Genomic DNA, 26,850 nt, shown 5'->3' with positions numbered 1-26,850 from the left:
AATTAGTTGGGTGCAGCAGCGAAGCCCGAAGATAGCAAATCGGGCGCACTACAGGGGCTGCCCGCACCGGAGCAGCGCCAGGCATTCGGAGAGGCATCCCGACCAGTTGCGGATGTTGAGGCCATAGGTGTTCCGGATCTTCCCGGTATCGAGCACCGACCACGCGGGACGCGCCGCCGGCGTCGGGTACTGGTCTGTGGCAATGGGCCGCAGCACGCAGGAAAAGCCGCAATGCGCTTTCACGGCAGCAGCAAAGCGGTACCAGGTAGTCGGTCCGTCGTTGCTGTAGTGGAAGATGCCCGGCACCCAGGTTCCGGACCCGATGATGTGGAGTAGTGCTGCAGCGAGGTCGGCGGCATAGGTAGGACAGCCCTGCTGGTCGTCGACGATGGAGAGGCTTTCCTTCTGCGGCATGAGGCGCAGCATCGTTTTTACGAAGTTGTGGCCGAATGCCGAATACACCCAGGCCGTGCGGATGATCACTGCGTCGGGGTTGACTCTGAGGCATAGCTCCTCTCCTGCTCGCTTCGAGGCGCCGTAGACGCCGATGGGACCGGTCGGGTCTTCCTCGCGGTACGGAGTATTGGCACTCCCGTCGAACACATAATCGGTGGAGAGGTGCAGGAGCCTTGTACCGGCATCGGCGCAGGCAGCAGCGAGGGCGCCCACGCCGTCGGCATTGACGCGGAACGCAGCATCCGGCTCCGACTCGGCCTTGTCTACCGCGGTGTAGGCGCCTGCGTTGATGCAATAGTCAGCGCGCGCTGCCCCGATCACCGATGCGATACGCACAGGATCACCGAGGTCGAGGGTGCTGCGGTCGTGAAAGGAAAATTGATAGGTCGGGAAGCGCTCCGCGAGGGCCTGCAGCTCCTGGCCGAGCTGGCCGCCGGCGCCGGTTACCAGGATCTTCATGCGGTGAAGGTAGCACGCAGGTCGCTAAAAAGCGGAAGCTGTGCGTCGCGCTCCGAAACGGTGGCTTCCGCAACATTCACCTTCCAATCGATCGCGAGCGACGGATCGTTATAGCGGATACCGCCTTCGCTTTCCTTGTTGTACAGGTGATCGCATTTATACAGGATGGCGGCCGTGGGCGACAGCACCGAGAAGCCGTGGGCAAAGCCGGCGGGGATAAACAGCTGGCGGCGGTTGGCGGCCGAGAGCTCGAGGGAAAAATGCTGGCCGAAGGTCGGCGAGTCGGGACGGATGTCCACCACTACGTCGAGGATGGTGCCCTCCATCACGCGGATCAGCTTGGCCTGCGCATGCGGGGGCCGCTGGAAATGCAAGCCGCGGATGACACCATAGGTCGACTGCGACTGGTTGTCCTGCACGAACCGGTTGGCGATGCCCTGCGCTGCGAATACCGCTTCGTTGTAGGCCTCGTAGAAGTAGCCGCGGCTGTCCTCGAAAACGCGGGGCTCGATCACCACGAGACCGGGAAGTGCACATGTACTGAAGTTCATATCGCTGGGCAATCGGCTCTTAAGAAACAGTTCCTCCTTCTGCCGGGAGGCATCGGGAGGAACTGCCTGATAAAATCATTGTCGGGCATCCCTGCATCAAAAAGAAGCAAGGCAGGGAAACATCGTTTAGAAGCTGAAGTACTGACGGCTCTTCACCTTGCTGCGGAACAGGCCCTTGATGTCGGCAACGAGGGCATTGTCCTTGGTGATGGAAGTGAAGAAGGCATCGTCATAATCCGCGTAGGGCTCGTGGCACACGGTCACGATCACGGCGTCGTAGTCCTTGCCGATCTCGGGCGTGAGGCCGAAGCCATACTCGTGCATGAGCTCGTCGGTGTCGGCATACGGGTCGTGCACTTCCACGTTGAGGAAGAACGACTGCAGCTCCTTCACCACGTCGGCCACCTTGGAGTTGCGGATATCGCTCACGTTCTCCTTGAAAGTCGCGCCCAGCACCAGCACGCGCGCGTTCTTGACGTCGCTCACGTTCTTGATGATGTGCTGCACCACCTTGCGGGCAAGGTAGTTCGACATGTTGTCGTTGATGTAGCGGCCGGCCAGGATGACCCGCGAGTTGTAGCCCAGCTCGGAAGCCTTGTAGGTGAGGTAGTAGGGATCCACGCCGATGCAGTGACCACCCACGAGGCCCGGGGAGAACTTCAGGAAGTTCCACTTGGTGCCGGCGGCCTCGAGCACCTCGTAGGTGTTGATGCCCATCTTGTCGAAGATGATCGAGAGCTCGTTCATGAGGGCGATGTTGAGGTCGCGCTGCGTGTTCTCGATGATCTTGGCGGCCTCGGCAACCTTGATCGAGGAGGCACGGTGCACGCCCGCATCCACCACCAGCTCGTAGGTCTTGGCGATCTCCTCGAGCGACTCGGCGTCGCAGCCGGAGGCTACCTTCACTACGGTGCGGATGGTGTGCTTCTTATCGCCCGGGTTGATGCGCTCGGGCGAGTAGCCCAGCTTGAAGTCCACGCCCATCTTGAGGCCGGAGAGCTTTTCGATGATCGGCAGGCAGTCCTCTTCGGTGCAGCCGGGATATACGGTAGATTCGAACACGACATAGTCGCCCTTCTTGATCACCTTACCGATGGTTTCGGAGGCTTTCTTCACCGGCGTGAGGTCGGGCACATTGTGCTCGTCCACGGGCGTGGGAACGGCCACCACGAAGAAGTTGGCTTCGCGCAGCTCCTCGAGGGTGTGGGTGAACTGGATGTCGGTGCCTTCGAAAGCGGAGGACTCGAGCTCATTGCTCGGGTCGATGTGCTGCTTCATCAGCTCCACGCGCTTCTCGTTGATATCGAAACCGATAACGGAGATGCGGCGCGCGAATTCAAGGGCGATCGGCAGGCCCACATAGCCGAGACCGACTACGGCGAGCTTTGCTTTCTTGTCAAGGAGTTCCTGGTACATGGTGGTTGGTAGTTGCTTAGTTCGTTTTCGTGAATTCTTTGGGTTGCTTGGTCCATTCCTCTTTCGGGAGGTTCTTGAAGTACTCGTAGGTAACCTTGAGGCCTTCGCTGCGATGCACCTTCGGCTCCCAGCCGAGGAGTTCCCTGGCTTTCGTGATGTCCGGCTTGCGCTGCTTCGGGTCGTCCTGCGGCAGGGGCTTGTACACGATCTTCACCGTATTGCCGGTCAGCTTCAGCACTTCCTCGGCGAAGTCCTTCAGCGAGATCTCGTCGGGGTTGCCCACGTTCACCGGCATCGTGTAGTCGCTCATGAGGAGGCGGTAGATGCCTTCCACGAGGTCGTCGACGTAGCAGAAGGAGCGCGTTTGCGAGCCGTCGCCGAATACGGTGAGGTCTTCGCCGCGGAGGGCCTGGCCGATGAAGGCCGGCAGGGCGCGGCCGTCGTTGAGGCGCATGCGCGGGCCATAGGTGTTGAAGATGCGCACGATGCGCGTCTCTACGCCGTGGAAGGTGTAGTAAGCGCGCGTGATCGACTCCATGTAGCGCTTCGCTTCGTCGTACACGCCGCGCGGGCCCACGGGGTTCACGTTGCCCCAGTACTCCTCGGTCTGCGGGTGCACCACGGGGTCGCCGTACACCTCGGAGGTGGAGGCCACCAGCATGCGCGCACCCTTGGCCTTGGCGAGGCCGAGGCAGTTGTGTGTGCCCATGGCGCCAACTTTCAGCGTCTGGATCGGGATCTTGAGGTAATCGATGGGCGAAGCCGGCGAGGCGAAGTGCAGGATATAATCGATGCGGCCCGGCACGTGGATGAACTTCGTCACATCGTGGTTATAGAATTCGAACTGCGGCAGCGGGAAGAGGTGCTCGATATTTTTCAGGTCGCCGGTGATCAGGTTGTCCATGCCCACTACATGGAAGCCTTCCTTGATGAAGCGGTCGCAGAGGTGCGAGCCCAGGAAGCCGGCGGCCCCGGTGATGAGTACGCGTTTTTGTTCCATGTTATGCGGTTACGGGTGTGGATTCGGTTACGGGGGCGGCCACCGGCTTACGGCCGATGCTCTCGTAGTGGAAGCCGAGCTTCTCGATCTCGCCGAGGTCGAAGAGGTTGCGGCCGTCGAAGATGGCGTTGCCCTTCATCCGCTCTTTGATGCGGCCGAAGTCGGGCGTGCGGAACTCGTTCCACTCGGTGGCGATGATGAGGGCGTCGGCGCCGTCGAGGGCTTCGTACTGGCTTTCGGCGTAGTTGATCACGTTGTCCATCACCTTGCGCACGTTGTTCATGGCTTCGGGGTCGAACACCGTTACGGTGGCGCCTTCGCCGATGAGGGCCTTGATGATGTAGAGGGCCGGGGCCTCGCGGATGTCGTCGGTATTGGGCTTGAAGGCCAGTCCCCAGAGGGCAAAGTGCTTGCCCAGCAGCGAGTCGCCGAAGTATTTCTTGATCTTGGGTACCAGGAAGGTCTTCTGGTCTTCGTTCACGGCCATTACGGATTCCAGGATGCGGAAGTCATACTGTACCTCGTGGGCGGAGCGTACGAGCGCCTGCACGTCCTTGGGGAAGCAGGAGCCGCCGTAGCCGATGCCGGGGAAGAGGAAGCGCTTGCCGATGCGGTCGTCGGAGCCGATGCCGCGGCGCACCATGTCTACGTCGGCGCCGAGCTTCTCGCAGAGGCGCGCGATCTCGTTCATGAAGGAGATCTTCACGGCGAGGAAGGAGTTGGCGGCGTATTTCGTAAGCTCCGAAGAGGCTTCGTCCATGAAGATGACGGGGTTGCCCTGGCGCACGAAGGGTGCATACAGGTCGCTCATCACCTTGCGGGCGCGCTCGGAGGTGGTGCCGATCACGACGCGGTCGGGCTTCATGAAGTCCTCCACGGCCACGCCTTCGCGCAGGAACTCGGGGTTGGAGATCACGTCGTATTCTACTTTGCAATTTTCGGCGATGGCGTCGCGCACCTTCTTGGCGGTGCCTACCGGCACGGTGCTCTTGTTCACGATCACCTTATAGTCGGTAAGCAGCTTGCCGATCTCCTTGGCCACGCCGAGCACGTACTTGAGGTCGGCTGAGCCGTCTTCGCCGGGAGGCGTCGGGAGGGCCAGGAACACGATCTCCGCGTCGCGGATGCCGTCGGCGAGGTTGGTGGTGAACACCAGTCGCTCCTCCTTGAGGTTACGCTGGAAGATCTTCTCCAGTCCCGGCTCATAGATCGTGATCTGGCCGTTGGAGAGCTTGTCTACTTTTTCCTGGTCGATGTCAACACAGGTGACCGTGTTGCCGGTCTCGGCGAAACAAGTGCCTGTTACAAGGCCTACGTAGCCGGTTCCTACTACCGCAATTTTCATGTTAAGTCTTTATTGGTTTATATAGTTAAGGACGGATTGAATGATGTGCTGCTGCTGGTCTTCTTCCATCTCGGTGTGGATCGGCAGCGACACGACGCGCTCGGTGAGCCAGTCGGTGACGGGCAGCTCGGTTTCCGGGAGGTTGAAGGAGGAGAACATCTGCTGGCGATGGGCCGGCACGGGATAATAGATCATCGAGGGCACGCCCTGTGTGGCGAGGTAGTCGACGAGGCCGTTGCGGTCCACGCCTTCGAGCAGCAGGGTATACTGGTGGAAGACGTGCTTGCCGTAAGCGGCGCGGAAGGGTGTGGTGATCTTCGGGTGGTTGGCGAATGCGGCATCATAGGCATCGGCCACCTTGATGCGCGCGTCGATATAGCGGTCCAGGTGCTTGAGCTTGATCTCGAGGACGGCGGCCTGGATGGTGTCGAGGCGGCTGTTGCAGCCCACCACGTCGTGGTAGTAGCGCTTGCTCTGGCCGTGGTTGGCCACCATCCGGAGCTGGGCGGCGAGGGCGTCGTCGTTGGTGAAGATGGCGCCGCCGTCGCCGTAGCAGCCGAGGTTTTTCGAAGGAAAGAACGAGGTGCCGCTCACGGTGCCGATGGCGCCGGTCTTGACGGTGCGGCCGTCGCTGTAATAGTAGTCGGAGCCGATGGCCTGGGCATTATCCTCGATCACGTGCAGCTTATGGGCTTCGGCGATCTTCATGATGGCCTCCATGTGGGCCGCCTGCCCGTAGAGGTGCACCGGCACGATGGCTTTGGTCTTCGGCGTGATGGCCTTTTCGATGGCGGCCGGGTCGATGCAGAAGGTCTTCGGGTCTACGTCCACGAACAAGGGTGTCAGGCGCAGCAGGGCGATGACCTCGGTGGTGGCGATATAGGTAAAGGAAGGGGTGATCACTTCGTCGCCGGGCTCGAGGCCGAGGGCCATCATGGCGATCTGCAGGGCATCGGTACCGTTGGCGCAGGGGATCACGTGCTTGCTGCCGTTGTAAGCCGAGAGGGCTTCGGCGAAGCGCCCGACGGCCGGACCGTTGATGAAGCCGGTACTGTCGAGCACCCCCAGCACAGCTGCGTCGATCTCTTCTTTGATCTTCAGGTATTGTTGCTTCAGATCAACCATCTGGATGGTGCGCATAACGAAGGGCGGTTTGGTAAAAAGTGGCGCAAAAATAGGAAAATATGGGTGGGAACAAGGGGAAGCCCCTACTTTTGTCCCTGCCCCTACTAACCGGGCTCCGGTGCTGTTTTACCCTGTTTTCATCGCCCTTTTCGCTGTCGGCGTCCGCATTGCCGGACTCTTCTCGTCCAAGGCAAGGGCCTGGGTGGAAGGGCGGCGGAATTGGGCGCAGCAACTCGAAAAGGAACTGGCCGGCAACACCGCACCGCTGATCTGGATGCATTGCGCGTCGGCCGGGGAATTCGAACAGGGGAAGCCAGTACTGGAAGCCCTCAGGCTGCAATTCCCGGGCCACCTCATCCTCGTCTCGTTCTTTTCACCGTCCGGCTTCGGGGTGGGGAAAAAATACAAGGGTGCCGACCACATCGTGTACCTCCCGCTCGACACCGCCCGGAATGCGCGCCGCTTCCTGGCCCTCACCAAGCCTTCCCTCGTCATCTTTATCAAGTACGATTACTGGTACCGCCACCTCCGTGCCGTGTACGAAGCGGGCATCCCGCTCCTGATGGTTTCGGCCATCTTCCGGCGCCAACAGGCCTTCTTTAGATGGTATGGCGGGCTCCACCGCCGGATGCTCACTTATTTCACCTGGCTCTTTGTGCAGGACGAAGCGTCCGTCGACTTATTAAAGACCATCGGCATTACCCGGGCTTCCGCCAACGGCGATACCCGCTTCGACCGGGTGGCCACCATTACCGAGGCGCCCGCTCCCCTCCCGCTCATCGAGGCATTTGTGCAGGGCGAAGGTCCGGTGCTCGTGGCCGGCAGCACCTGGACCGAGGACGAGCAGGTGCTCGCGGGCCTTTCTTCCCACGTGCGGATGATCATCGCCCCCCACGAGATCAGCACTGCCAACATCACCCGGCTCCGGGAGCTATTTCCCGGCGAGGCCGTGACGTACAGTGCGTTGCAGGCGGGCGGGGCGGGTCCGGCCGCGCGGGTGCTGCTGATCGATAACATCGGGATGCTGTCGCGGCTGTACCGCTATGGGCACGTCACCTATATCGGCGGGGGCTACAACAAGAGCGGGATCCACAATACGCTGGAGGCGGCCGCCTGGGGCAAGCCGGTGTACTTCGGACCGAATTACCAGAAGTTCCGGGAAGCGGTGGGGCTGATCGAAGCCGGCGCCGCGGAGTCGGTCAACAATGCCGAAAAGCTGCAGCAGCGGATCGACAGCCTGTACGAACACCCCGAGCACGGGGCACAGGTAGGCGAAGCCGCCGCGCGCTATGTGCGGGAAAACATCGGTGCCACGGGCCGCGTGGTCGCCTTCATTCAGGAAAAGCGTCTTCTTACGAGCTGATCGAACTGCTGCACCGTCTCGCTGCCGTCGGGCCAGCCCAGTTTCAGCTTCAATTCGCGGTTGATCCAGTATTCCGCCTCCGGCAGGATATGAAAGCCGTTGATGGTCTTGATGCTGCGCTCGTACATGGCCTCGTCGCCGCGGAACAGCTCGGAGATGAACAGGTAGCGGTCGTTGAGCGAGATGCCTTTGCGCAGGTCCTTGATCGGGCCGCCGGTCAGCTTTTTCCCCAATTCCACATGCTCCTGCTTCAGTCTGTCGTTGAGCGAGGCACCGCCCTCGCCGAGGGCGCGGTGCACCTCCGGGGAAGGAGCCTGCTGCGCAAGGGTGGGTACCTCCTCGAGCGGGTTGAAGGCGGGTGTCGTATAAGCCGAGGGCGGCGGGGTGGGCGGAGGCGTGTAGGCGGGCGGCGGGGGCTCGTAAGCCGGGGGCACATAGGCCGGCTGAGCGGGCGGGGCCGGCGCAATGACCTCGGGCTTTTGCAGCACATAGGGCTCCGGTGCTGAAGGAGCCGGCGCTGCCGGCTCCGGGGCAGGCGGCTCGGGCACCGGAGGTGCCTCCACCGGTGCTGCCGGCACTTCGGCCGGCGGCGCGGCTACCGGGACGATGGGTGCCGGTGCGTCCGGTTCCGCAGCTGCGGGCGTCTCCACAAAAACGGGCGCGGGGTTTACGGGGGCAGGCTCCTGCTGCGGAGCCGGTACGGCAGCAACGGCAGCGGCTACGGGCAGCGCGGGCATCAGTACCGCCACGCGGCCACCGGCCGGCAGGGCTGCCTGCTGCTGTTGCGCCCCCAGGGCGGCGTGTAATTCCTGCACGGTCTGCAGCAGTTGTGCGGGCGTGGCGCCGCCGGCTTCCTGTGCTGCTAATTTTTGGATCAAAACACGGACACGTTCCATTAGTTTCCAGTAGTTTTGGCGCCCCTCGAAAATAGATAATGAGGCCCTCGGGGACACCGTGGCTAAAAGTACGAACCCCACTTAAACAAGCGTCAAAAATTACGGGATATGTTTATCGAACCCCATATTAAAGGTGAATGCGGCGGATGGATCGAAGTGGTATGCGGGTCGATGTTTTCCGGTAAGACGGAGGAGCTGATCCGGCGCCTGAAGCGCGCCAAGATCGCGAAGATGAAAGTGGAGATCTTCAAGCCCGCCATCGACGTGCGCTACGACGAGGTGAAGATCGTGTCGCACGATGAGAGCTACATCCACTCCACGCCCGTGGATCATTCGGGGAAGATCCTGCTGATGGCCCAGGACTGCGACGTGGTGGGCATCGACGAGGCGCAGTTCTTCGACGACGGCCTGCCCGACGTGTGCGAGCAGCTCGCCTGCCGCGGCATCCGGGTCATCGTGGCCGGCCTCGACATGGACTTTATGGGCAAGCCTTTCGGGCAGATGCCCTTCCTGCTCGCCAAGGCCGACTACATCACGAAGCTGCACGCCATCTGCATGCAGTGCGGCAACATCGCCAACTACTCCTACCGCAAGATCCCCAACGAAGACCGCATCATGCTCGGCGAGAAGGACGTGTACGAGCCGCGCTGCCGTCGGTGTTACCAGCTGGATGGGGCCATATCGTGAGGCCGCTTCGCGGCTGTTTATTGGTCTATTGGCTTATTGGTAAGGGGTCGCTTACAACGCATGAGTCATTGCGCGGCTGGGAAGTCATTGCGAGCACAGCGTCCCGAAGCCTCGGGACAATCTCCCCCGTTACGCGAAGTGATCGGTTTCGTGGAGTTCTTGGCTAACGGTGTGGGCTGGTACCTATTGAAACCTACGGTGGAAGGCGTGGGCTGGTTGGTTATCTCTGACTGTAAAATGCGTTACCGGGTTCATCTTCTCACCCGCTCACCTGCTCACCCGCTCACCCGCTCACCCGCTCACAAAAAAAGCCCCGGAGGGCTCTTTCGTCATATAGCAGCAAACGATACGTCCTTACGATTTGGGCTTGCCGGTGAAGGTGCCTTTGGAGGTCATCTTCATCGGTCCTTCGAGCGCCAGGTTCACCTCGCCGTTAAGCACGAGGCCCGTCTTTCCGTCTACGCGCATCGTGCCGGTCTGGACGCCTTTCATGGACTGCTGGCCCGTCATGCTCACGTCCGATTTCGCGTCGAGCACTACGTTGCCGCCCTCGATGGCCTTCACCGTGTACGTGGTTTTCGTGTTGAGCGGGGTGCGCTCGCCGGCGAAGGTACGCGTCCAGGTGTCGCCCACTTTCACGGGCTTGTTCGGGAAAATGTTGAACGATTGCGAAAAGGTCTCCTTCAGGCTCTCGTCGTTGAACTGCTGGGAGAAGCCCTGCAGCACGCCGGCACGGGCTTCCTCGGGAAGTCCCATTGAATTCACCACGGCGTCGGCCATCTGCTGCATGCCCTCGATGGACACCACCTTGCCCTCGCGGTTCACCTTCATGGTAAAGGCCTTGCCCTTCATGCTGCGGAACATCTTGTTCATCATGCCCTGCATGTTGGCGGCTTCGGCGGTACCCGTGGCGGTGTCGCCTTTGTCGGAATCGACGGTGATGGTCTGATCCGGCGTCACCATATTCATGGCGATGCGGTCGTAGGTCATGCGCAGGGTCTTCAGGGAATCGGTCTCGTCGGTCACTTCCATCGAGTAGTCGCCCTGGATCCTGGAGTTGATCGTTTGCCCTTGCACCTCCTGGCCGATGGTGTAATCGACGGAATAGAGGAAGGTCTTGCCCTTGGGCAGGTTGAAGGCAAAATTGTCGGAAGCGTTGTTCTTCGACGAGTCGCTACAGTGCGCCAGCGTGAGGCAAAGCCCTGCGCCCGCCAAAAGTCTGATTAGTTTCATATCCGGGTTTTGAGGCCGGTAAAATAGAACATTTTGGACAGGGGGACGCAGGGAGGCGCTATTTTCGCCAAAAATCACCCCATCGGTTCCCTTTCGCAAATAGGCGCGCTGTTCCGCAAAGACCTGCTCCTGGAGCTGCGGCAGCAATACAGCTTCTACGGCGTCGTGCTGTATATCGGCGCCACCATCTTCGTCTTATACATGGCGCTCGAGTCGCCGGAGTCGCGCGTCTGGAACGGCCTCTTCTGGGTGGTGCAGCTCTTTATCTGCATCAATGCCGTGGCCAAGAGCTTCCTGCAGGAGGCGCCGGGGCGGATGCTGTATTACGGCACGCTCGTGAGCCCGGTGTATTTCGTGCTGTCAAAGCTGCTCTTCAACGCGCTGCTGATGCTGGCCATGAGCACGCTCTCCTACGGGCTCTTTTCGCTTTTCCTGGAGCACCCGGTGCTGCGTCCCGGTCCCTTCTTCGGGCTCGTGCTGCTCGGAGGGGTGTCGCTCTCGCTGGTCTTCACCTTCCTGGCAGCCATCGCGGCCAAGGCGCAGCAGAATGCGGCCATCATGGCCATCATGGGCTTCCCGATCATCATCCCGCAGCTGATCCTGCTGATGAAGCTGTCGATGGCGGCCTTCAGCACGGTGGGCACCTTTCCCACTACGCCCCTGCTGATGCTCGGCGCCATGGACGTGATGGTGGTGCTGCTGGCGTCGATCCTGTTTCCGTATTTGTGGAAAGACTAGCTAATGGGTTAATGGGTTAATCTGCTAATGTGCTAACAAGCAACGGTTTGCCGCCATCGTAGGGACACTTGTGATCAGGTACGAATGAACCGCACCGCATGCCCCCAAACAATCGTCGATCGGTTTTCGCGAATTAGCACATTAACTTATTAGCACATCAGCACATTCCCTATTTTTGCGCCATTGTTTCAAAACGGCGGCTCCGCCGTCCTTTCTTATGCGCAAAAGCTGGTGGAAAATACTCAGTGTCATCCTGCTGCTCTACGCCTTCGCGGCCGGGCTCAATGTGTTTGACCTGCCGGTATTCCAGGTGCCGCGCCTCCCCATCATCAACGAGTCGATCCGCAACCTGTATTACCACGTGTCAATGTGGTTCGCGATGATGATCCTTTTCGTGATCTCGGTGGTGCATGCCATCCAATACCTCTCGAAAGGGGAGCTTAAATACGACATCCTTTCCCGCCAGTACGCGGTGGTGGGCATGCTGTTCGGGGTGCTGGGCTACGCCACGGGCGCCATCTGGGCCGCCTTTACCTGGGCCGACCCCAATGGCGCCGCCGGCGGCAACTTCGCCGCCATCGCCCGTGAGCCGAAGCTGATCGGAGCCGCCATCGCCCTCCTGATCTATGCCGCCTACCTGGTGCTGCGCGACTCCATCAACGACATCGACAAGAAAGCCCGGATCTCCGCGGTCTACAACATCTTCGCCTTCGCCTTCCTCTTCCCCTCCATCTGGATCATCCCGCGCCTCCTGCCCTCCCTCCACCCCGGCGGCGAAGGCAGCGACAACCCCGGCATCGATCCGAAGAGCCTCGACTGGCGGATGCGCATCGTCTTCTACCCCGCCATCGCCGGCTGGACCCTGCTCGGCGTGTGGATGGCCACGCTCAAAGTGCGCCTCATGTACCTGAAGCAACGCGGCCTGCTCGAAACCGATCCCGTAAACGACACAACCAAAGACCGATGAAAAAAGCGCTCCTCCTGCTCGCGCTCCTGATGGCCCACGGCTGGGCCTCCGCACAGGGCGGAACGGCCGAGATGGCCGACGTCTTCCGCAGCAACGGTAAAATCTTTATTGTCTTTGCCGTCATCGTCACCATCTTTGCCGGGATCGTGCTGTACCTCGTGCGCCTCGACCGCAAGCTGAGCCGCCTCGAGAAACAACCCTATCACTGATTACGCGGCCGCCCTGCGGTGGCCCTCCTTATAACCTTTTAATCGATTGCTTAACATCTAAACTAAACGATTATCATGTCGGCTAACAACGAATACAGCTTTTACCAGAGCGTAGTCAAAAGCTTTGACAAGGCTGCCAAGTTCACCAAATGGGATCCAGGTATCCTCGAGCAGATCAAGGAATGTAACTCCGTGTACTCCATGCGCTTCCCCGTGCGTATGGACGATGGCCGCATCGAGGTCATCGAAGCCTACCGCGTGCAGCACTCCCAGCACAAAACGCCTACGAAGGGCGGCATCCGCTTCGCCGCCGAAGTTAACCAGGATGAAGTGATGGCCCTCGCCGCGCTCATGACCTACAAGTGCGCCATCGTGAACGTACCGTTCGGTGGCGGCAAAGGCGGCATCAAGATCGCCCCGAAGAAATACAGTGTATACGAGCTCGAGAAGATCACCCGCCGCTACACCGCGGAACTGGTGAAGAAGAACTTCATTGGCCCCGGCACCGACGTTCCGGCCCCCGACTACGGTACCGGCCCGCGCGAGATGGCCTGGATCGTGGACACCTACCAGAGCCTGCGCCCCGGTGAGATCGACGCCGCCGGCTGCGTTACCGGTAAGCCCGTGACCCAGGGTGGCGTACGCGGCCGCACCGAAGCCACCGGCCTCGGTATCTTCTACGGCATCCGCGAGGTCTGCAACATGACCGATGTGATGGAGAAGCTCGGTCTGACCACCGGCCTCGCCGGCAAGCGCATCGTAGTGCAGGGCCTCGGCAACGTAGGCTACCACGCTGCTAAGTTCTTCCACGAGGCAGGCGCCAAGATCGTGGCACTCGCCGAGTACGAAGGCTCCATCTATAACAACGACGGCCTCGACGTGGAAGCCGTGTTCCAGCACCGCAAGTCGTCGGGCTCCATCCTCAACTTCCCCGGCGCCCAGAATTTCGCCAAGAACACCGATGCCCTCGAGCACGATTGCGATATCCTCATCCCGGCCGCCCTCGAGAACGTGATCAACGGCGACAACGCCCTCCGCGTGAAGGCCCGGATCATCGGCGAAGGCGCCAACGGCCCCCTCACCCCCGAGGCCGACGAGGTGTTCATCACCAAAGGCACGCTCGTGGTGCCCGACATGTACCTCAACGCCGGCGGCGTTACCGTGTCGTACTTCGAGTGGCTGAAGAACCTGAGCCACGTGCGCTACGGCCGTATGGAGAAGCGCTTTACAGAGAACATGAACCACCACATCCTCGGCCAGATCGAGGAGCTGACCGCCAAGAAGGTGAGCGACTCCGAGCGCAAGTTCATCATGCACGGCCCTGAGGAAGTGGACCTCGTATACTCCGGCCTCGAGGAAACGATGATCACCGCCACCCGCGAGATCATGGAGACCTGGAAAGCCAACCCGCAGATCCCCGACATGCGCACCGCTGCCTTCGTGGTAGCCATCAACAAGGTGGGTACATCGTATGCCGAGCTGGGTATCTTCCCGTAATGGAGGATCTCAGATCTCGGATTTCAGATGTCAGATTTTTGGAGCCCCGCACCTTGTGTGGGGCTTCTTGTTTATGGTTTCTTGCACGAGCTCGCTTATTCAACGCAATGCCGTGGAATATTGAAAAAGTCGGCTGCAAGCTGCCTCTATGCGCAACGACACGGCGGCGCAACGAAGCAAAAGCGACGGTTTTTCTATCCTATCGTTGTGCGTTGTGAAACGGGGGCGGAAGCCCCGTATACCGTGCTCGCACAGTTCATTGGGCGCAACCTTATAATTCAAATAGTCTCTAGAAACCCTAAGAACCTTGAAAACCTTCAAAACCCTAAAAAACCCCATTACCCCATCAGCACATTACCCCATTAGCACATTAACTTCACCGTATGACTCCCGAACAAATGCAGGAGCGCTTACAGGCGCTGAAGGAAGAATGGAAGCAGTACGAGCACCTGCTGCAACCCAACTTTGCCTCGCCGGCCGAGTTCGAGTCGTTCAAGGCGGCCCACCGCGCCGAGTTTGAAAAAGCAAAGACCATCAAGGAAGAAATGGTGCGCCTCCGCTGGGCCCTCCTGAGCCCTGAAGACCGCGAGAAAGCCCAGGAAATGCAGCGGCTCATGCAGGATAAGGACAAGCCGGATTCTTAAGGAATACGATTCTTTCTTGCTTCGAAATGACTTCAAATCAAAAGCCAAAAGTCAAAAGTCAAAAGCTCCAGCAGCGGCAATGTGGTCCGCGTAGCCGTTCCCGGCGTTAGCCTTTTTGAATATTAACTTTTGACTTTTGACTTCCCCCCCACCGCCCCGCTCCTACCTTTAGCATCCCGCATTCGTGGTATGAAACCTGCGGGTATCCTTCTCATGCAACAACTCCGGAACAGCAGCTTCAGAAAGGATTTCATCACCCGCTTTCCCGGCGACGAAAGCGGCAGCCGCAAGCCCCGCCAGACGCCCGGCGTTTTGTGGAGCAAGGCGGAGCCCACGGCCGTACCCGAGCCGAAGCTACTGGCCTGGTCGGAAGCACTCGCCGCGGAGCTTGGCCTGGGAGCACCCGAGGCACAAGACGTAGAAATACTGGGCGGCAACCGCCTTGCCCCAACGATGTACCCCTATGCGGCCTGCTATGCCGGCCACCAGTTCGGCAACTGGGCCGGACAGCTCGGCGATGGCCGGGCCATTACGTTGGGCGAGCTGCCGACGCCCTCGGGCGTGCAGGAGCTGCAGCTCAAAGGCGCTGGTCCTACGGCCTACTCGCGCCGCGCCGACGGCCGCGCCGTGCTCCGCTCCTCCGTGCGCGAATACCTGATGAGTGAGGCCATGCACTATCTCGGAGTGCCCACTACGCGCGCGCTTTCGCTGGTGACCACCGGCGAGCCCGTGCTCCGCGATATGTTCTACGACGGGCACCCGGCCCATGAGCCCGGCGCCATTGTGTGCCGCGTGGCGCCTTCCTTCCTGCGTTTCGGTAACTACGAGATGCCGTCGGCCCGCGGTGAGAAGAAGAACCTGCAGGATCTTGTGGATTGGACCATCGACCGCTATTTCCCGCAGCACCAGGGCAGTGAAACCCGCATCCTCGACTGGTTTGCCGAGGTGGTGGCCCGCACTGCCCGGCTTATGGTGGAGTGGCAGCGCGTGGGCTTTGTGCATGGGGTAATGAACACCGACAACATGTCGATCCTGGGCCTGACGATCGATTACGGCCCGTATTCGTTTGTGGATGCCTTTGAGCCCAACTTTACGCCCAACACCACCGACCTGCCCGGACGCCGTTATGCCTTTGGCAAACAGCCCGCCGTGGCCAAATGGAACCTCGGCTGCCTTGCCGGGGCCCTGTTGCCGTTGTTCGGCAGCCAGGAAGCGCTCGTGGCGGTACTCGACACCTACGACGGCATTTATTGGAAGCACTGGTTCCGCATGATGGGCAACAAGCTGGGATTGGCCGAGCTGACGGCTGACGACCAGGCACTGATCGAGCAGGCCGAGCTGGTGCTCGGCACCGTGCAGCCCGACTACACGATCTTCTTCCAGCTGCTGGCTGATTATATCGGGTCGGAGCAGGATGCACTGGCCCATTTTACCCCGTCTTTCTACGGCACACCCACCGATGACCAGGAGGCTCTGCTGACCGAATTTATACGGAACTGGACCGCGCGCATCTCCGGCGAGGACCCGGAGGCGGCGCGCGCCCGGATGCAGGCGGCCACCCCACGCTTCATCCTGCGCAATTACCTGCTCTCACAGGCGATCGAAGGATTGGAGAAAGGTGATGACAGCGTCCTCCGCGAGTTGGAGGCGGCCCTCCGCGAGCCGTACAGCAACAGGCACGATAAGTTCATGCAGAAGCGCCCGGAATGGGCGAATGCAAAGGCAGGCTGCTCGATGCTTTCGTGCAGCTCGTGAAGCAATGTGCTAATGTGCTAATGTGCGGAATCAATCCGGTTCGGCATCGAGCGTCTATTTGTAAAGGAGGAGTGTCCCGCTGGTTAGCGCATGAAGCTGAGCGATGACTCGATGATCATCGTGATCACAGCGGAAACTCCTGTGGGACGATCAGCTGCGGCGCCATTTCTCAATCCTACCTGGCATCAAACCACTTGCAACCTAACTTCAAGCTTCACGCTAATCGGTATTGCATTGGCTCCGGAGACATCCGCGCTCGTCTTATGGATCGTAGAAATCGTCGTTCCCTTTCTTTCCCGGCGCCCTCATTCACGTACCAGCCCCTCTACAAGCGACTTCCACTGGAACTTGGAGGCCGCAGCGATCGCGCCGGAGGCAACGGCCAGGTTGCGTGCCTTGTCGACCAGCTTTTCCGCGGCGGTGTTGGGCTTCTCGTTGCGTCCATATACGGCGGCCGTAACGGTAGTGCCTTCGCGGCGCACCATGAAGGAGGAGGTAGCATCGTCGGAGAAGAAATGGGCCACGTCGGGACGCGGGGTATTGGGGTCGGTAGCCGGCCGTACGCGGATCGTCAGGTGCTCAGCGCCATCAGCTTCGCCCTCGTCGATCGCCTCCACCTGTACCCAATCGAAGCCCTCGCCGGTAACGCTGCCTGGCCCGGGTATATCGATCTTGAAATGGTCGCCGGCCTGCACGGTGCGGTCTACTTCCAGCCCCTCCGCATCGGTGAGCTGGAACACGGCAGTAGCGGCACCCGCCATGCGGTGCCAGTCGTTGACGTTGAGCAGCCTCGCTTTCAGCACATCGAAAAACGTATTCGCCTCGGCCTCCGAACCGAAGCTGCGGCTCGCCTCCGTATTGCTCTGGCCACCGCCTTCCTGCGGCGGCACCAGTCCTGTTTTCTCTGGATCCATGTCCATCAAACGAAAAAAGTCGTGCCGGGAACGGTACGACTGATATACGCCAAACAAAAAATCTTGGGATGTCAGATCTGAGATCTGCAGGAGTGCCACCCTTCGTTGCAATCTTCACCTGCATCAGATGCCAGGTAAAAGAAGAAGTCTATCGCACTGGAACAGATCCCAGATCCGCGATCCGAGATCTGAGATCTACAAAGAGAGTTTCCCCTCGGTGCTGTCTGCAATTTTGGAGTTGCCGGTAACGGCGCCCACGGCCATCTTGAGGAACTGGACCATCTTGCCGGTCTCGGCGTCCCAGTAATAGCAACGCTCGGGGTGTACGTGCAGCAGCGCGATATTGGGGTCTTCGGGGCCGTTGGGAAACCAGGGCTTCACCATCGGCGTGAACTTCTCCTTGATCTTTGCGCGATCCGTGACAACGTGCGAGGAGCCCCACAGGTCGAGGTAGCTCTCCTTGCCGGGGTGGGCAAAGGTGAGGTGCACCTTGTGCGTTTTTTCCACTTCCTCCACCTTGATGGAGCGGATATCGGTAAAGAACCAGAGCTTTCCGTCGGGATCGACATCCACCACCGACATCGGGCGCGTGTGGTCCACGGCATCGTCGGCATTGGTGATGAACATACATACGCGGATCTCTTCGACGAGCTTTTTCAGCTTCGCCTGGGCTTCTTCGTTCTGCAAATGCTTTTCCATATCTGTTGATTAAGGTTCCGGGCTCTTGCCCGCAGTGTGTGCTAAAACTTCATGCCATATCCGGGCTGTTCAAAAAACGCGGGAAAGAAGCCGGCGCAGGTAGGACAAAAAAGCGACCGATGGGCGTCAGGAGTTGTCCGCCGCATGCGGCTGGCTGTTCTCAAAGCACAATGCGGGTTTCACGCAAAGGCGGAAAGCCGCAGAGTACGCAAAAAATACTGATCTGTGGGAAGTGCCCGTTATCGCGAGCGCAGCGTCTCGTCCCGAAGCTTCGGACTTCGGGACAATCTCCGGCGTTACCTCGGGTGTCGGTAATGGTAAGTACCAGTTGCCGTGCCGCTACCAAGTACGATGGGCCTTGGTTTAGCCTCATGCGTAACGGAGGAGATTGCTTCGTTGCTGCCCACCTTCGGTGGTCATCTGCCTCGCAATGACCGCACGACACCCGTCCTCATGCGAAACGTAAGTTGCGCTGCGCCGCCCTTCGCCGCGCCGCTGCGCGAACGTCCTGCCGCAGGCAGGACCTAGAACTTGGATCGCTACCCCTACCCTATCTCCTTCGCCGCCTCTTCGGTGCTGATGAGCCCGATCTTGCGCGAATGCAGGATGGCTTCGTCGCTGTGCCTGAAGAAGCAAACCGGTACGCCTGCCGCCTCGATCTTGGCGAGTACTTCCAGCACCGCGGGGCGGCTTTTCTGGTACACGTCGCGGATATACACGGCATGGATCCGGCCGGGGAAGTGCCGCACGATGGACTCGTAGATATACGGGTCGCGCTGCGAGGAGTCGCCCAGCAGCACGAAGCGCTGCTTCGGGAAACCCTCCACGATGCGCACGATGCGCGCGAACTTACCGTTGTGGTTGCTTTGCCCGGTCTTCAGCAGCTCCCGCACCTGCTTCAGCACGTTGAGCAGGAATACGCCCCGTGGCAGGGCCTGCACCCTCGTGAATTCGAGCAGGTATTCGTACAGGTTCCATTCGGAGCTCGACACGTAAAAGAACGGGTTGGGCGCATCCGGCGTCGTATTGCCCTGCGCCAGCAGCTGGTAGTGGCGAACCACGCCCTCGAAGGGCCTCCGGCTGCGGGCGTTCTGGGTAAAGAGCACGTAGAGCCGCTTGCGGAGGTTGGCCGAATGCGAGATGAGAAACGTATCGTCGACGTCGGAGATAAAGCCGTACTGCGTCGCATACGGGATATACAGGCTGCCGGTACCCGTTTGCCGAACCTGTCCCCGGCTCCCGATCAGCTCCACCTTCAGCTCGTGCCAGCCCTGCTCCAGGGGCGGGTTGTCCTGCCACTCGAACTTGTAAAAGCCATCGCGGTCGGCGGTCGTTTCCAGTACCTGCCCCTGCCATTGCGTGCGCAGGCGTACATTGGGGAGCGGCTTCACCATAAAGAGGCGGAGCAGCGCCCAGGTATTGTTGAGCACGCTCTGCCGGTAGCGCCTGCGGGGCAGGGCGCTCTGGCGGAATACATGACCGTAGAGCACCAGCTGGCTCGCATGACCGTAGCCGTGGTATACTTTTATTACCGTTTCATTCGTCAGGCCGAGCCTGCGGAAGACCCGGCCCCGGACCACCCGTAGCCCTCGCCTCAGCCGGTGAACAATGCCCATGAACCCATAGATTTACAGAAAGGTAATGCAGAAAGAAGGCCAGCTTAAGTTCCTCTTCGTCATCAATCCCGTTTCGGGCGGCAAAGCCAAGTCCGACTGGGAGACGCAGATCCGCACCCACATGCGCGACTCGCCGCATGCGATGGAGTTCTTCCTGCTTACGGGCGACGCCGACGAGACCTCGGTGGCCCATCATATCGAACAGGTGCAGCCCGACCGGGTGGTGGCCGTGGGCGGCGACGGTACCGTGAAGCTGGTGGCCGAATTGCTCCAGGAGCGCCGCATCCCACTCGGGATCCTGCCCGCCGGCTCCGCCAACGGCATGGCCCGCGAGCTGGGCATTCCGCTCGACCCGGCGGAAGCGCTGAAAGTGGTCACCGGCGGGCAGGAGCAGGCCATCGACCTCATCCGCATCAACGACGAGGAGATCTGCATCCACCTCTCCGATCTCGGGCTCAACGCCATGCTCGTAAAGTACTTCGAAGGATCGAAAGGACGGGGTATGTGGGGCTACGGCCGAGCCATCTTCCGCGTACTCTGGCAAAAACAGAAGATCTACGCTACCATCCACACCGAAAAGGGCATCCTCAAGCGAAAGGCCTACATGATCGTGCTGGCCAACGCGCGCAAGTACGGCACCGGCGCCAACATCAACCCCGAAGGCAACGTGGCCGACGGCTACTTCGAAGTGGTGGTGCTCCGCAAGCTGAACCTCATCGAGATCCTGAAGGCGCTCTTCACCAACCGCTCCTTCAAGCGCGAGCGGATCGAGATCATCAGCACCCGCACGGTACAGATCCGTACCCAAAAACGCACCTACTTCCAGGTCGATGGCGAGTATCGCGGCCGCACGAAGGAAGTGAGCGCCAGCATACTTCCCGGTGCATTGGTGCTGCTGCTGCCTGCCCCCTGACCCCCGAAGGGGGAACTCAAGTCGCGGCTTTCCGCACGAATGCGATCAGGCGGTGGCATGGAAATTCGTGCGGTGCACTGAATCGAATCGTACACAAACTAAAACCCACATCTATGGACAGACTAGAACTGAAGGGCCAGTGGAACGAGCTCAAAGGCAAGGTTAAGCAGGCTCATGGCGACCTTACCGACGATGACCTGCGCTACGAGGACGGCAAGGAAGACGAGCTCTTCGGCCGCCTGCAGCAGAAGCTCGGCAAGACCCGCGACGAGGTCATCCATTGGCTCCGCGGATTGGGCAAGTAAGTCGAAAAAGAGAAACGATTGTTTCTCTTTTTTTTGTGCCCGCCGGAAAATAATTTTTGGAAGCGTTGTGTCCCGACCCTACATTCGTAGCAGTTCTTTCAATCACTTATCCAGAAAGGCTGAGGGTAATGGCCCTGAGACGCCTTGACAACCTGTCCCGACCGTAGCGTCGGGATAAGGTGCCAATTCCATCACGACCGCAGCGTCGTGAAAGATAAGTCAGATCAACGCTCTATTGTTTTCCAGTCAAAATAGTGAAGCGCTTCTGAGTTATCGGGAGCGCTTTTTTTATGTCCGTAGTGCACGACGGAGGTAAAGAAGGCCCGTACCGGTAAGCCCTCTGCGATAGGTATTTCTACAACATCAAAAAAAACCTATCCACATGAGCAACGCAACCCGCATCATCCACAGCATTCCCACCGACCCGCTTACCGGCGCCATCGCCGTACCCATTTACCAGACCTCCACCTTCGTGCAGGAAGCGCCCGGTGTTAACAAGGGCTACGACTATGCCCGCACCGGCAACCCCACGCGCGCCGCGCTCGAAAGTATCGTCGCCGACCTCGAAGGGGGAAGCACCGGCACCGCCTTCGCCTCGGGCCTCGCCGCCATCGACGCCGTGCTGAAGCTCCTCTCCGAGGGTGACGAGATCGTGGCCGTGGACGACATCTACGGGGGTGCTTACCGCCTTTTCACGCACATCTACGGCAAGTTCGGCATCAGCGTGCGGTATGTCGATACCACGCGTCCCGAAGAAGTATTCGACGCCATTACCCCAAAGACGAAGCTGGTCTGGATCGAATCGCCCACGAACCCCACGCTGAAGGTGAGCGACATCGCCGCCATTGCGCGCATCACGAAGGCCGCCGGCGTACTGCTGTGCGTCGACAACACCTTTGCCACCCCGGTGCTGCAGCAACCCCTCGCGCTCGGCGCCGACATCGTGGTGCATTCGGCCACAAAGTACCTCGGCGGGCACAGCGACCTCATTGCCGGCGTGGTAGTGACGAAAGACCCCGGGCTCGGCGCGCGCATCCGCTTTATCCAGAACGCCAGCGGCGCCATCCTCGGCCCCTTCGACGCGTGGCTGGTGATCCGCGGCATCGAGACCCTTTCGTGTCGGGTGCGCCTGCATTGCACAAACGCGCTGCGCGTAGCGCAGTTCCTCGAAACCCATCCCGCGGTGGCGGAGGTATTCTACCCCGGCCTCCCCTCCCATCCCAACTACGAAGTGGCGGCCCGCCAGGCCACCGGCTTTGGTGGTATCGTGTCGTTCTCGCTGAAGCAGGACAGCGAAGCAACAGCAGTCAGCTTCGTCACCGGCACGAAGCTGTTCCAGCTTGCCGAAAGCCTCGGCGGCGTCAAGAGCCTGCTTTGCCACCCGGCCACGATGACCCACAAATCGATCCCCGAGGGACAGCGCCGCGCGGCGGGTATCCGGCCTTCGCTCGTACGGCTTTCCGTGGGCCTCGAGGATGCCGGCGATCTCATCGCCGACCTCGACGCCGCACTCGCGCGCGTGGCTGCGGCGCGCACTACAGCCGTTGCCAATTCCCTCGCCGACGCATCCTGATGCGCACCGACGCGCCCTGGCCCGCCTCGACGGAAATCCTAATTATATCTCCCGCTTGGACACGCCATGGCGCGTCCCGTATCCCTTCATCTTATCATCGTAAGGACGCGCCATGGCGCTTCCCGACAGCAACTTAAAATCAAGTATGCCTAATCATCTCACCATCGGCCTCTTTGGCTTCGGCGTCGTCGGCGAAGGCATCTACCGCGTACTCGAAGAACTGCCCTCCCTGAACGCCCGCATCAAGACGATCTGCATCCGCGACCCGCATAAGCCGCGCGCTGCGCCGTCCGCTCTTTTCACCACCGATGCCGCGCAACTACTGCAAGACCCCGACATCAACCTGGTGGTGGAACTCATCGACGACGCAGCCGCGGCGTACCGTATTGTTACGGAGGCCCTGCGCAGCGGCCGCCACGTGGTGAGCGCCAACAAGAAGCTCATCGCGGAGCACCTGCCCGAGCTGCTGCGGTTGCAGCAACAACACGGCGGGTCCTTCCTCTACGAGGCGGCCGTGTGCGGCTCCATCCCCATCCTGCGCAACCTCGAGGAATACTACGATAACGACCTCCTGCATGCGCTCAGTGGCATCGTCAATGGGTCCACCAACTACATCCTCACGCAGCAGGCCAAGGGCCTCGATTATGCCGGCGCGCTGAAACAGGCGCAGGAACTCGGGTTCGCCGAATCGGACCCATCGCTCGACGTGGAGGGCTGGGATGCCGCAAACAAGCTGGCGCTCCTCCTCGCGCATGCCTGGGGCATCGTGACACCGCCCGAGGCGCTGCTCCGCAAGGGCATCACCCGCCTCCGGCCGCACGACTGGGCACATGCCCGTGAAAAAGGCTGGCGCATCGCGCTTACCGCAACGGCCACCCGCCTGGCCGACGGGAAGGTAGGCGCCCTCGTGCTGCCCCGGTTCGTGGACGAAGGCCACCCCTTGTATGGCGTGCGCGACGAATACAACGGGCTCGTGCTCGAGAGCCGCCTCGCCGACCGGCAGTTCCTCTCCGGCAAAGGCGCCGGTCGCTACCCGACGGCATCGGCGGTGGTATCCGACATCTCGGCCCTCTCCTACGGGTACCGTTATGCCTATAAGAAACTGCGGGCCGGCACCGGTGGCGGGCTGAGCGACGAGTTCAGCCTCGATGTCTTCGTGGGCTACGGCGAAGGCACCCGCACCGGCGCGAGCGCCTTCGACGAAGTGTATAGCACCTTCCATTCTGGCAGCGGCGGCTACATCACCGGCCGGATCACGGCGGCGCGGCTGCGCGCTACGGCATGGTGGCAAGATCCCGATGTTTCGGTAATCGCACTCCCTGAGGGCTTTACAGCTCCGGAGCGGACGCGCGTCAGCCGGGGAAAGGTGCGCGACTTGCTCATAGCTGAGCCCGTGGCCTGAGCTCAAACACACAAAAAGGGAAGCGCCCCCGGTGCACGTGCCCGCTTCCCTTTTTGTCCCCCCTTCGCTGTTCCGTGTTCCTTGCTACCTGTTCTTGCTGTTGCCCTCCACTGCTTCCTGTGCTGTCGGCAACGACTGTGCAAAGAAGAAATCTATGACCTAAGTGCCCCCTTGGGGGGACAGGGGGCTTTATCTTTGCGCCCTATGCATTATGTGACGGCACAGGAACTGACGAAGGCCTATGGCACCAAGCCCCTCTTTGAAGGGCTCACCTTTCACATCGCTGAAGGCGACAAGATCGCGCTCGTGGCCCGCAACGGCTCGGGCAAATCCACCCTGCTCAAAATCATTGCCGGCACTGAAGTGGCCGATACCGGCTCGGTGTGGATCCACAAGGACGTGGACGTGGCCCTGTTCGAGCAGGAGCCGCAACTGATGGAGAACGACAATATCCTCGACAATATCTTCCACCACCGCCACCCCGTCATCGATGCCATCCGCGACTACGAGGCCGCGGTGGATGCCGGCAACGAGACCGAGATTAATGCAATGCTGGCCCGGATGGACGAGCTCAATGCCTGGGACTTCGAGGCCAAGGTGAAGCAGATCCTGGGAAAGCTCAACATCCACCACCTGCAGCAGCCCGTGGGCACCCTTTCGGGCGGACAAAAAAAGCGGGTGGCGCTCGCCCGCACCCTCATCGACATTGGCTTCGAGCACCGCCACATCCTGCTGGTGATGGACGAGCCCACCAACCACCTCGACGTGGAGATGGTGGAATGGCTCGAGCACTACCTCAATAAAGAGAATACGACGCTCCTCATGGTGACGCACGACCGCTACTTCCTCGACGCCGTGTGCGAGGAGGTGTGGGAGCTGGAGAACGGCACCCTGTATATCCACAAGGGCGATTATGCCAATTACCTCGAGAAACGCGCCGCGCGCGAGGAGAGCGAAGCCGCCTCGCTGGAGAAGGCCCGCAACCTGTATCGCAAGGAGCTCGAGTGGATGCGCAAGCAGCCCAAGGCCCGCACCACCAAGAGCAAGAGCCGGCAGGATGCGTTCTACGACGTGGAGAAGCGCGCCAAGCAACGCGTGCAGGAGCAGCAGCTCGAGCTCCAGGCCAAGATGAACCGCCTCGGCGGTAAGGTGGCCGAACTCAAAAAAGTGTATAAGAGCTACGGCGACAAGGTGATCCTGAAAGGCTTCGACTATACGTTCAAGAAGGGCGAGCGCATCGGCATCGTGGGCAAGAACGGCGCCGGAAAATCCACCTTCATCAACGTGCTCCAGGGTATCGAGTCGGCCGACTCCGGCAAAGTCAACATCGGTGACACGGTGGTGTTCGGCAACTACTCGCAAACGGGCCTCGAGATCAAAGGCGACCTGCGCGTCATCGAGTACGTGAAGAACATCGCCGAGAACTTCCCGCTCGCCAACGGCTCCTCGTTGAGTGCCGCGCAGTTCCTGCAGCTGTTCCTCTTTCCGCCCGAGCAGCAGTTCACTTACGTGTCCAAGTTGAGCGGCGGTGAGAAGCGGCGCCTGCACCTCCTCTCCATCCTGTTCCGCAACCCCAACTTCCTCATCCTCGACGAGCCTACGAACGACCTCGACTTGCCGACGCTGTCGGTGCTCGAGAACTTCCTTCTTGAATACGGCGGCTGCCTCCTCATCATCTCGCACGACCGCTACTTTATGGACCGCCTCGTGGATCACCTTTTCGTGTTCGAAGGGGCTGGCGTTGTCCGCGACTTCCCCGGCAACTTCAGCCAGTACCGCGAGCAGCAGAAGCTCGATGCCGCGCAGGAAGCCGAAGTGCGTCGCGAGGAGAAGGCTGCTGCTCCGCCACCGGTGGCCGCCGCAGCGGCAGCGCCTCCAAAGCGCAAGCTCTCGTTCAAGGAGCAGCGCGAATTCCAGCTGCTCGAGCAGGACATCGCTGCTTTGGAAAGAGAACGCGCGGAACTCACCGACAAGATGGCCGCCGGCACACTCGGGTACGAAGAACTACAATCCGCCGCGGCCCGAGTTGCACAGATCAACGAGTCGCTCGACGAAAAGGAATTGCGCTGGCTGGAGCTGAGTGAGCTGGGATAAGCGCTGCGCGCTTGTTTATTGGTCTATTGGTCTATTGGTTTATTGGTAAAGGGTCCTTACAGCACGAACGTCCTGAAGCGCGCAGCGACAATGGTCATTGCGCGCGCAGCGTCCCGAAGCCTCGGGACAATCTCTCCCGCTACGCGGAGTGATCCTACAGGCCGCGGATCTAGGAACACACCGTTATTTGTGGAGATTGCTTTCCTTCGACTTCGCTCAGGACAGGCTCGCTCGCAATGACGTTGTCCGGCACTCCCGCTTGCGTCAGCAAGATTTCAGATCCGCGATCCGGGATCTGAGATCTCCCCCTTGGCCCTTGATTTGCAACAGGCGGCATTAGTCTGCTATGCAATCCTGGCTACACATACTGGAGCAACTAGGGCTCGTGATCCTGGTGGGGGGCGTGATTGGTGCCGAGCGGGAATACCGCAGCAAATCGGCCGGCTTCCGCACCATGATCCTCATTTGCCTCGGCTCCTGGATCTTCACGAGCATCTCCATGACCCTCACCCACAGCACCGACGACCGCATCGCCTCCAACATCGTCACCGGCATCGGCTTCCTCGGTGCCGGGGTCATCTTCAAGGCCGACAACCGGATCAACGGTATTACTACAGCCGCCACCATCTGGGTCACGGCGGCACTGGGCATGGGGATCGCCGACGGCGCCTATACCCTCGTGCTCATTTCTACGGGAGTGGCCCTCGGCGCGCTGATGGTGCTCACACCGCTCGAGCGCTGGATCGACCAGGTGAATCAGACGCACACCTACCGGATCGTAAGTGAATACAAGGAAGACCTGTTAAAGGAATACGAGAACCTGTTTGAAGAATGCAGCCTTCGCTACAAGCGGATCAAGCGCACCCGCAAGGGCGACAGCATCATCGGCACCTGGGTGGTGATGGGCTCGGAAAAAAACCACAACCGCTTCACGAAAACGCTGATGCACCACCCTTCAGTGAAAGAGTTCGAATTTTGACCCATCCCCGGCCA

General features: G+C 60.3%; 25 protein-coding genes and 1 riboswitch. Of the genes, 14 read left to right on the top strand and 11 right to left on the bottom strand.

The genetic code is table 11. The annotated features are described in order from the left end of the window. Nucleotides 1-48: 48 nt before the first annotated feature. The 6 genes from rfbD to ABD937_RS07180 form a co-directional block, all read right to left on the bottom strand. Nucleotides 49-915: a dTDP-4-dehydrorhamnose reductase gene (rfbD, locus tag ABD937_RS07205; RefSeq protein ID WP_345254667.1), complete on the bottom strand. Its 867-nt coding sequence runs from the start codon at nt 913-915 to the stop codon at nt 49-51. Further along, nucleotides 912-1,466 (bottom strand): dTDP-4-dehydrorhamnose 3,5-epimerase, encoded by a 555-nt coding sequence (gene rfbC, locus ABD937_RS07200; protein ID WP_345254665.1) that lies wholly within the window; start codon nt 1,464-1,466, stop codon nt 912-914. The genes rfbD and rfbC overlap by 4 nt, the downstream gene beginning before the upstream one ends. Before the next feature lie 126 nt (nt 1,467-1,592). Continuing rightward, nucleotides 1,593-2,882, bottom strand: coding sequence for a nucleotide sugar dehydrogenase (locus ABD937_RS07195; protein ID WP_345254664.1), 1,290 nt, complete (start codon nt 2,880-2,882; stop codon nt 1,593-1,595). A gap of 16 nt (nt 2,883-2,898) precedes the next feature. Next, nucleotides 2,899-3,882 (bottom strand): UDP-glucuronic acid decarboxylase family protein, encoded by a 984-nt coding sequence (locus ABD937_RS07190; RefSeq protein WP_345254663.1) that lies wholly within the window; start codon nt 3,880-3,882, stop codon nt 2,899-2,901. 1 nt (nt 3,883) lies between these two features. Continuing rightward, nucleotides 3,884-5,227 (bottom strand): UDP-glucose dehydrogenase family protein, encoded by a 1,344-nt coding sequence (locus tag ABD937_RS07185; protein ID WP_345254661.1) that lies wholly within the window; start codon nt 5,225-5,227, stop codon nt 3,884-3,886. A gap of 9 nt (nt 5,228-5,236) precedes the next feature. Next, nucleotides 5,237-6,367, bottom strand: coding sequence for a DegT/DnrJ/EryC1/StrS family aminotransferase (locus tag ABD937_RS07180; protein WP_345254660.1), 1,131 nt, complete (start codon nt 6,365-6,367; stop codon nt 5,237-5,239). 103 nt (nt 6,368-6,470) lie between these two features. On the opposite strand from ABD937_RS07180, the gene ABD937_RS07175 reads away from it, so the two are divergent. Further along, a complete protein-coding gene (locus tag ABD937_RS07175) occupies nt 6,471-7,715 on the top strand; it encodes a 3-deoxy-D-manno-octulosonic acid transferase (protein WP_345254659.1) in 1,245 nt (414 codons plus the stop codon). Here ABD937_RS07175 and ABD937_RS07170 read toward each other — a convergent pair. Further along, complete coding sequence (locus tag ABD937_RS07170; RefSeq protein WP_345254657.1) at nt 7,688-8,593, bottom strand: hypothetical protein; 906 nt, start codon at nt 8,591-8,593, stop codon at nt 7,688-7,690. The genes ABD937_RS07175 and ABD937_RS07170 overlap by 28 nt on opposite strands. A gap of 126 nt (nt 8,594-8,719) precedes the next feature. Here ABD937_RS07170 and ABD937_RS07165 point away from each other — a divergent pair, with 126 nt between their 5' ends. After that, nucleotides 8,720-9,298: a thymidine kinase gene (locus ABD937_RS07165; RefSeq protein WP_345254655.1), complete on the top strand. Its 579-nt coding sequence runs from the start codon at nt 8,720-8,722 to the stop codon at nt 9,296-9,298. Between the two features lie 354 nt (nt 9,299-9,652). Here ABD937_RS07165 and ABD937_RS07160 read toward each other — a convergent pair whose 3' ends face one another. Then, nucleotides 9,653-10,531 carry a DUF6263 family protein gene (locus tag ABD937_RS07160; RefSeq protein WP_345254653.1) on the bottom strand — a complete coding sequence of 293 codons (879 nt, stop codon included), beginning with the start codon at nt 10,529-10,531 and terminating at the stop codon, nt 9,653-9,655. Between the two features lie 33 nt (nt 10,532-10,564). Here ABD937_RS07160 and ABD937_RS07155 point away from each other — a divergent pair, with 33 nt between their 5' ends. The 6 genes from ABD937_RS07155 to ABD937_RS07130 all read left to right on the top strand — a co-directional run bounded on the left by ABD937_RS07155 (nt 10,565) and on the right by ABD937_RS07130 (nt 16,341). Continuing rightward, a complete protein-coding gene (locus tag ABD937_RS07155) occupies nt 10,565-11,269 on the top strand; it encodes a heme exporter protein CcmB (RefSeq protein WP_345254651.1) in 705 nt (234 codons plus the stop codon). Between the two features lie 175 nt (nt 11,270-11,444). Further along, nucleotides 11,445-12,236: a cytochrome c biogenesis protein CcsA gene (ccsA, locus tag ABD937_RS07150; RefSeq protein WP_345254649.1), complete on the top strand. Its 792-nt coding sequence runs from the start codon at nt 11,445-11,447 to the stop codon at nt 12,234-12,236. After that, the gene (locus tag ABD937_RS07145) at nt 12,233-12,445 is read left to right on the top strand and encodes a CcmD family protein (protein ID WP_345254647.1); all 213 of its coding nucleotides are present in this window, start codon (nt 12,233-12,235) and stop codon (nt 12,443-12,445) included. Before ccsA ends, ABD937_RS07145 begins: the two co-directional genes overlap by 4 nt. Nucleotides 12,446-12,520: 75 nt before the next feature. Then, nucleotides 12,521-13,942 carry a Glu/Leu/Phe/Val family dehydrogenase gene (locus ABD937_RS07140; protein WP_345254645.1) on the top strand — a complete coding sequence of 474 codons (1,422 nt, stop codon included), beginning with the start codon at nt 12,521-12,523 and terminating at the stop codon, nt 13,940-13,942. A 383-nt stretch (nt 13,943-14,325) separates the two neighbouring features. After that, on the top strand, nt 14,326-14,586 hold the full coding sequence (locus ABD937_RS07135; protein ID WP_345254643.1) for a hypothetical protein: 261 nt from the start codon (nt 14,326-14,328) through the stop codon (nt 14,584-14,586). 213 nt (nt 14,587-14,799) lie between these two features. Beyond that, complete coding sequence (locus ABD937_RS07130) at nt 14,800-16,341, top strand: protein adenylyltransferase SelO (RefSeq protein ID WP_345254641.1); 1,542 nt, start codon at nt 14,800-14,802, stop codon at nt 16,339-16,341. A 305-nt stretch (nt 16,342-16,646) separates the two neighbouring features. Here ABD937_RS07130 and ABD937_RS07125 read toward each other — a convergent pair whose 3' ends face one another. From ABD937_RS07125 to ABD937_RS07115, 3 genes are all read right to left on the bottom strand, one after another. Continuing rightward, nucleotides 16,647-17,255: a hypothetical protein gene (locus ABD937_RS07125; protein ID WP_345254639.1), complete on the bottom strand. Its 609-nt coding sequence runs from the start codon at nt 17,253-17,255 to the stop codon at nt 16,647-16,649. Nucleotides 17,256-17,450: 195 nt separating this feature from the next. Continuing rightward, nucleotides 17,451-17,954, bottom strand: coding sequence for a pyridoxamine 5'-phosphate oxidase family protein (locus tag ABD937_RS07120; RefSeq protein ID WP_345254637.1), 504 nt, complete (start codon nt 17,952-17,954; stop codon nt 17,451-17,453). Between the two features lie 545 nt (nt 17,955-18,499). Beyond that, a complete protein-coding gene (locus ABD937_RS07115) occupies nt 18,500-19,570 on the bottom strand; it encodes an App1 family protein phosphatidate phosphatase (protein ID WP_345254635.1) in 1,071 nt (356 codons plus the stop codon). A 25-nt stretch (nt 19,571-19,595) separates the two neighbouring features. Here ABD937_RS07115 and ABD937_RS07110 point away from each other — a divergent pair, with 25 nt between their 5' ends. The 6 genes from ABD937_RS07110 (at nt 19,596) to ABD937_RS07085 (ending at nt 26,836) form a co-directional block, all read left to right on the top strand. Next, nucleotides 19,596-20,483 carry a diacylglycerol/lipid kinase family protein gene (locus tag ABD937_RS07110; protein ID WP_345254633.1) on the top strand — a complete coding sequence of 296 codons (888 nt, stop codon included), beginning with the start codon at nt 19,596-19,598 and terminating at the stop codon, nt 20,481-20,483. A gap of 113 nt (nt 20,484-20,596) precedes the next feature. Then, the gene (locus ABD937_RS07105) at nt 20,597-20,788 is read left to right on the top strand and encodes a CsbD family protein (RefSeq protein WP_345254631.1); all 192 of its coding nucleotides are present in this window, start codon (nt 20,597-20,599) and stop codon (nt 20,786-20,788) included. 103 nt (nt 20,789-20,891) lie between these two features. Beyond that, nucleotides 20,892-21,009, top strand: a riboswitch (SAM riboswitch). 161 nt (nt 21,010-21,170) lie between these two features. Beyond that, entirely contained in the window at nt 21,171-22,361 is a 1,191-nt protein-coding gene (locus ABD937_RS07100; RefSeq protein WP_345254629.1) for a trans-sulfuration enzyme family protein, read from the top strand. A 145-nt stretch (nt 22,362-22,506) separates the two neighbouring features. Beyond that, nucleotides 22,507-23,763 (top strand): homoserine dehydrogenase, encoded by a 1,257-nt coding sequence (locus tag ABD937_RS07095; RefSeq protein ID WP_345254627.1) that lies wholly within the window; start codon nt 22,507-22,509, stop codon nt 23,761-23,763. Nucleotides 23,764-23,967: 204 nt separating this feature from the next. Next, nucleotides 23,968-25,857, top strand: coding sequence for a ribosomal protection-like ABC-F family protein (gene abc-f, locus ABD937_RS07090; protein ID WP_345254625.1), 1,890 nt, complete (start codon nt 23,968-23,970; stop codon nt 25,855-25,857). A 346-nt stretch (nt 25,858-26,203) separates the two neighbouring features. Then, the gene (locus ABD937_RS07085; RefSeq protein ID WP_345254623.1) at nt 26,204-26,836 is read left to right on the top strand and encodes an MgtC/SapB family protein; all 633 of its coding nucleotides are present in this window, start codon (nt 26,204-26,206) and stop codon (nt 26,834-26,836) included. Nucleotides 26,837-26,850 lie beyond the last annotated feature (14 nt).

The sequence above is a fragment of the Flaviaestuariibacter amylovorans genome (assembly GCF_039541815.1).
In the GTDB taxonomy this organism is placed as follows: domain Bacteria; phylum Bacteroidota; class Bacteroidia; order Chitinophagales; family Chitinophagaceae; genus Flavisolibacter; species Flavisolibacter amylovorans.
The sequence above is the reverse complement of the archived record's forward strand: the minus strand, read 5'-3'. Positions and strand labels throughout refer to the sequence as shown.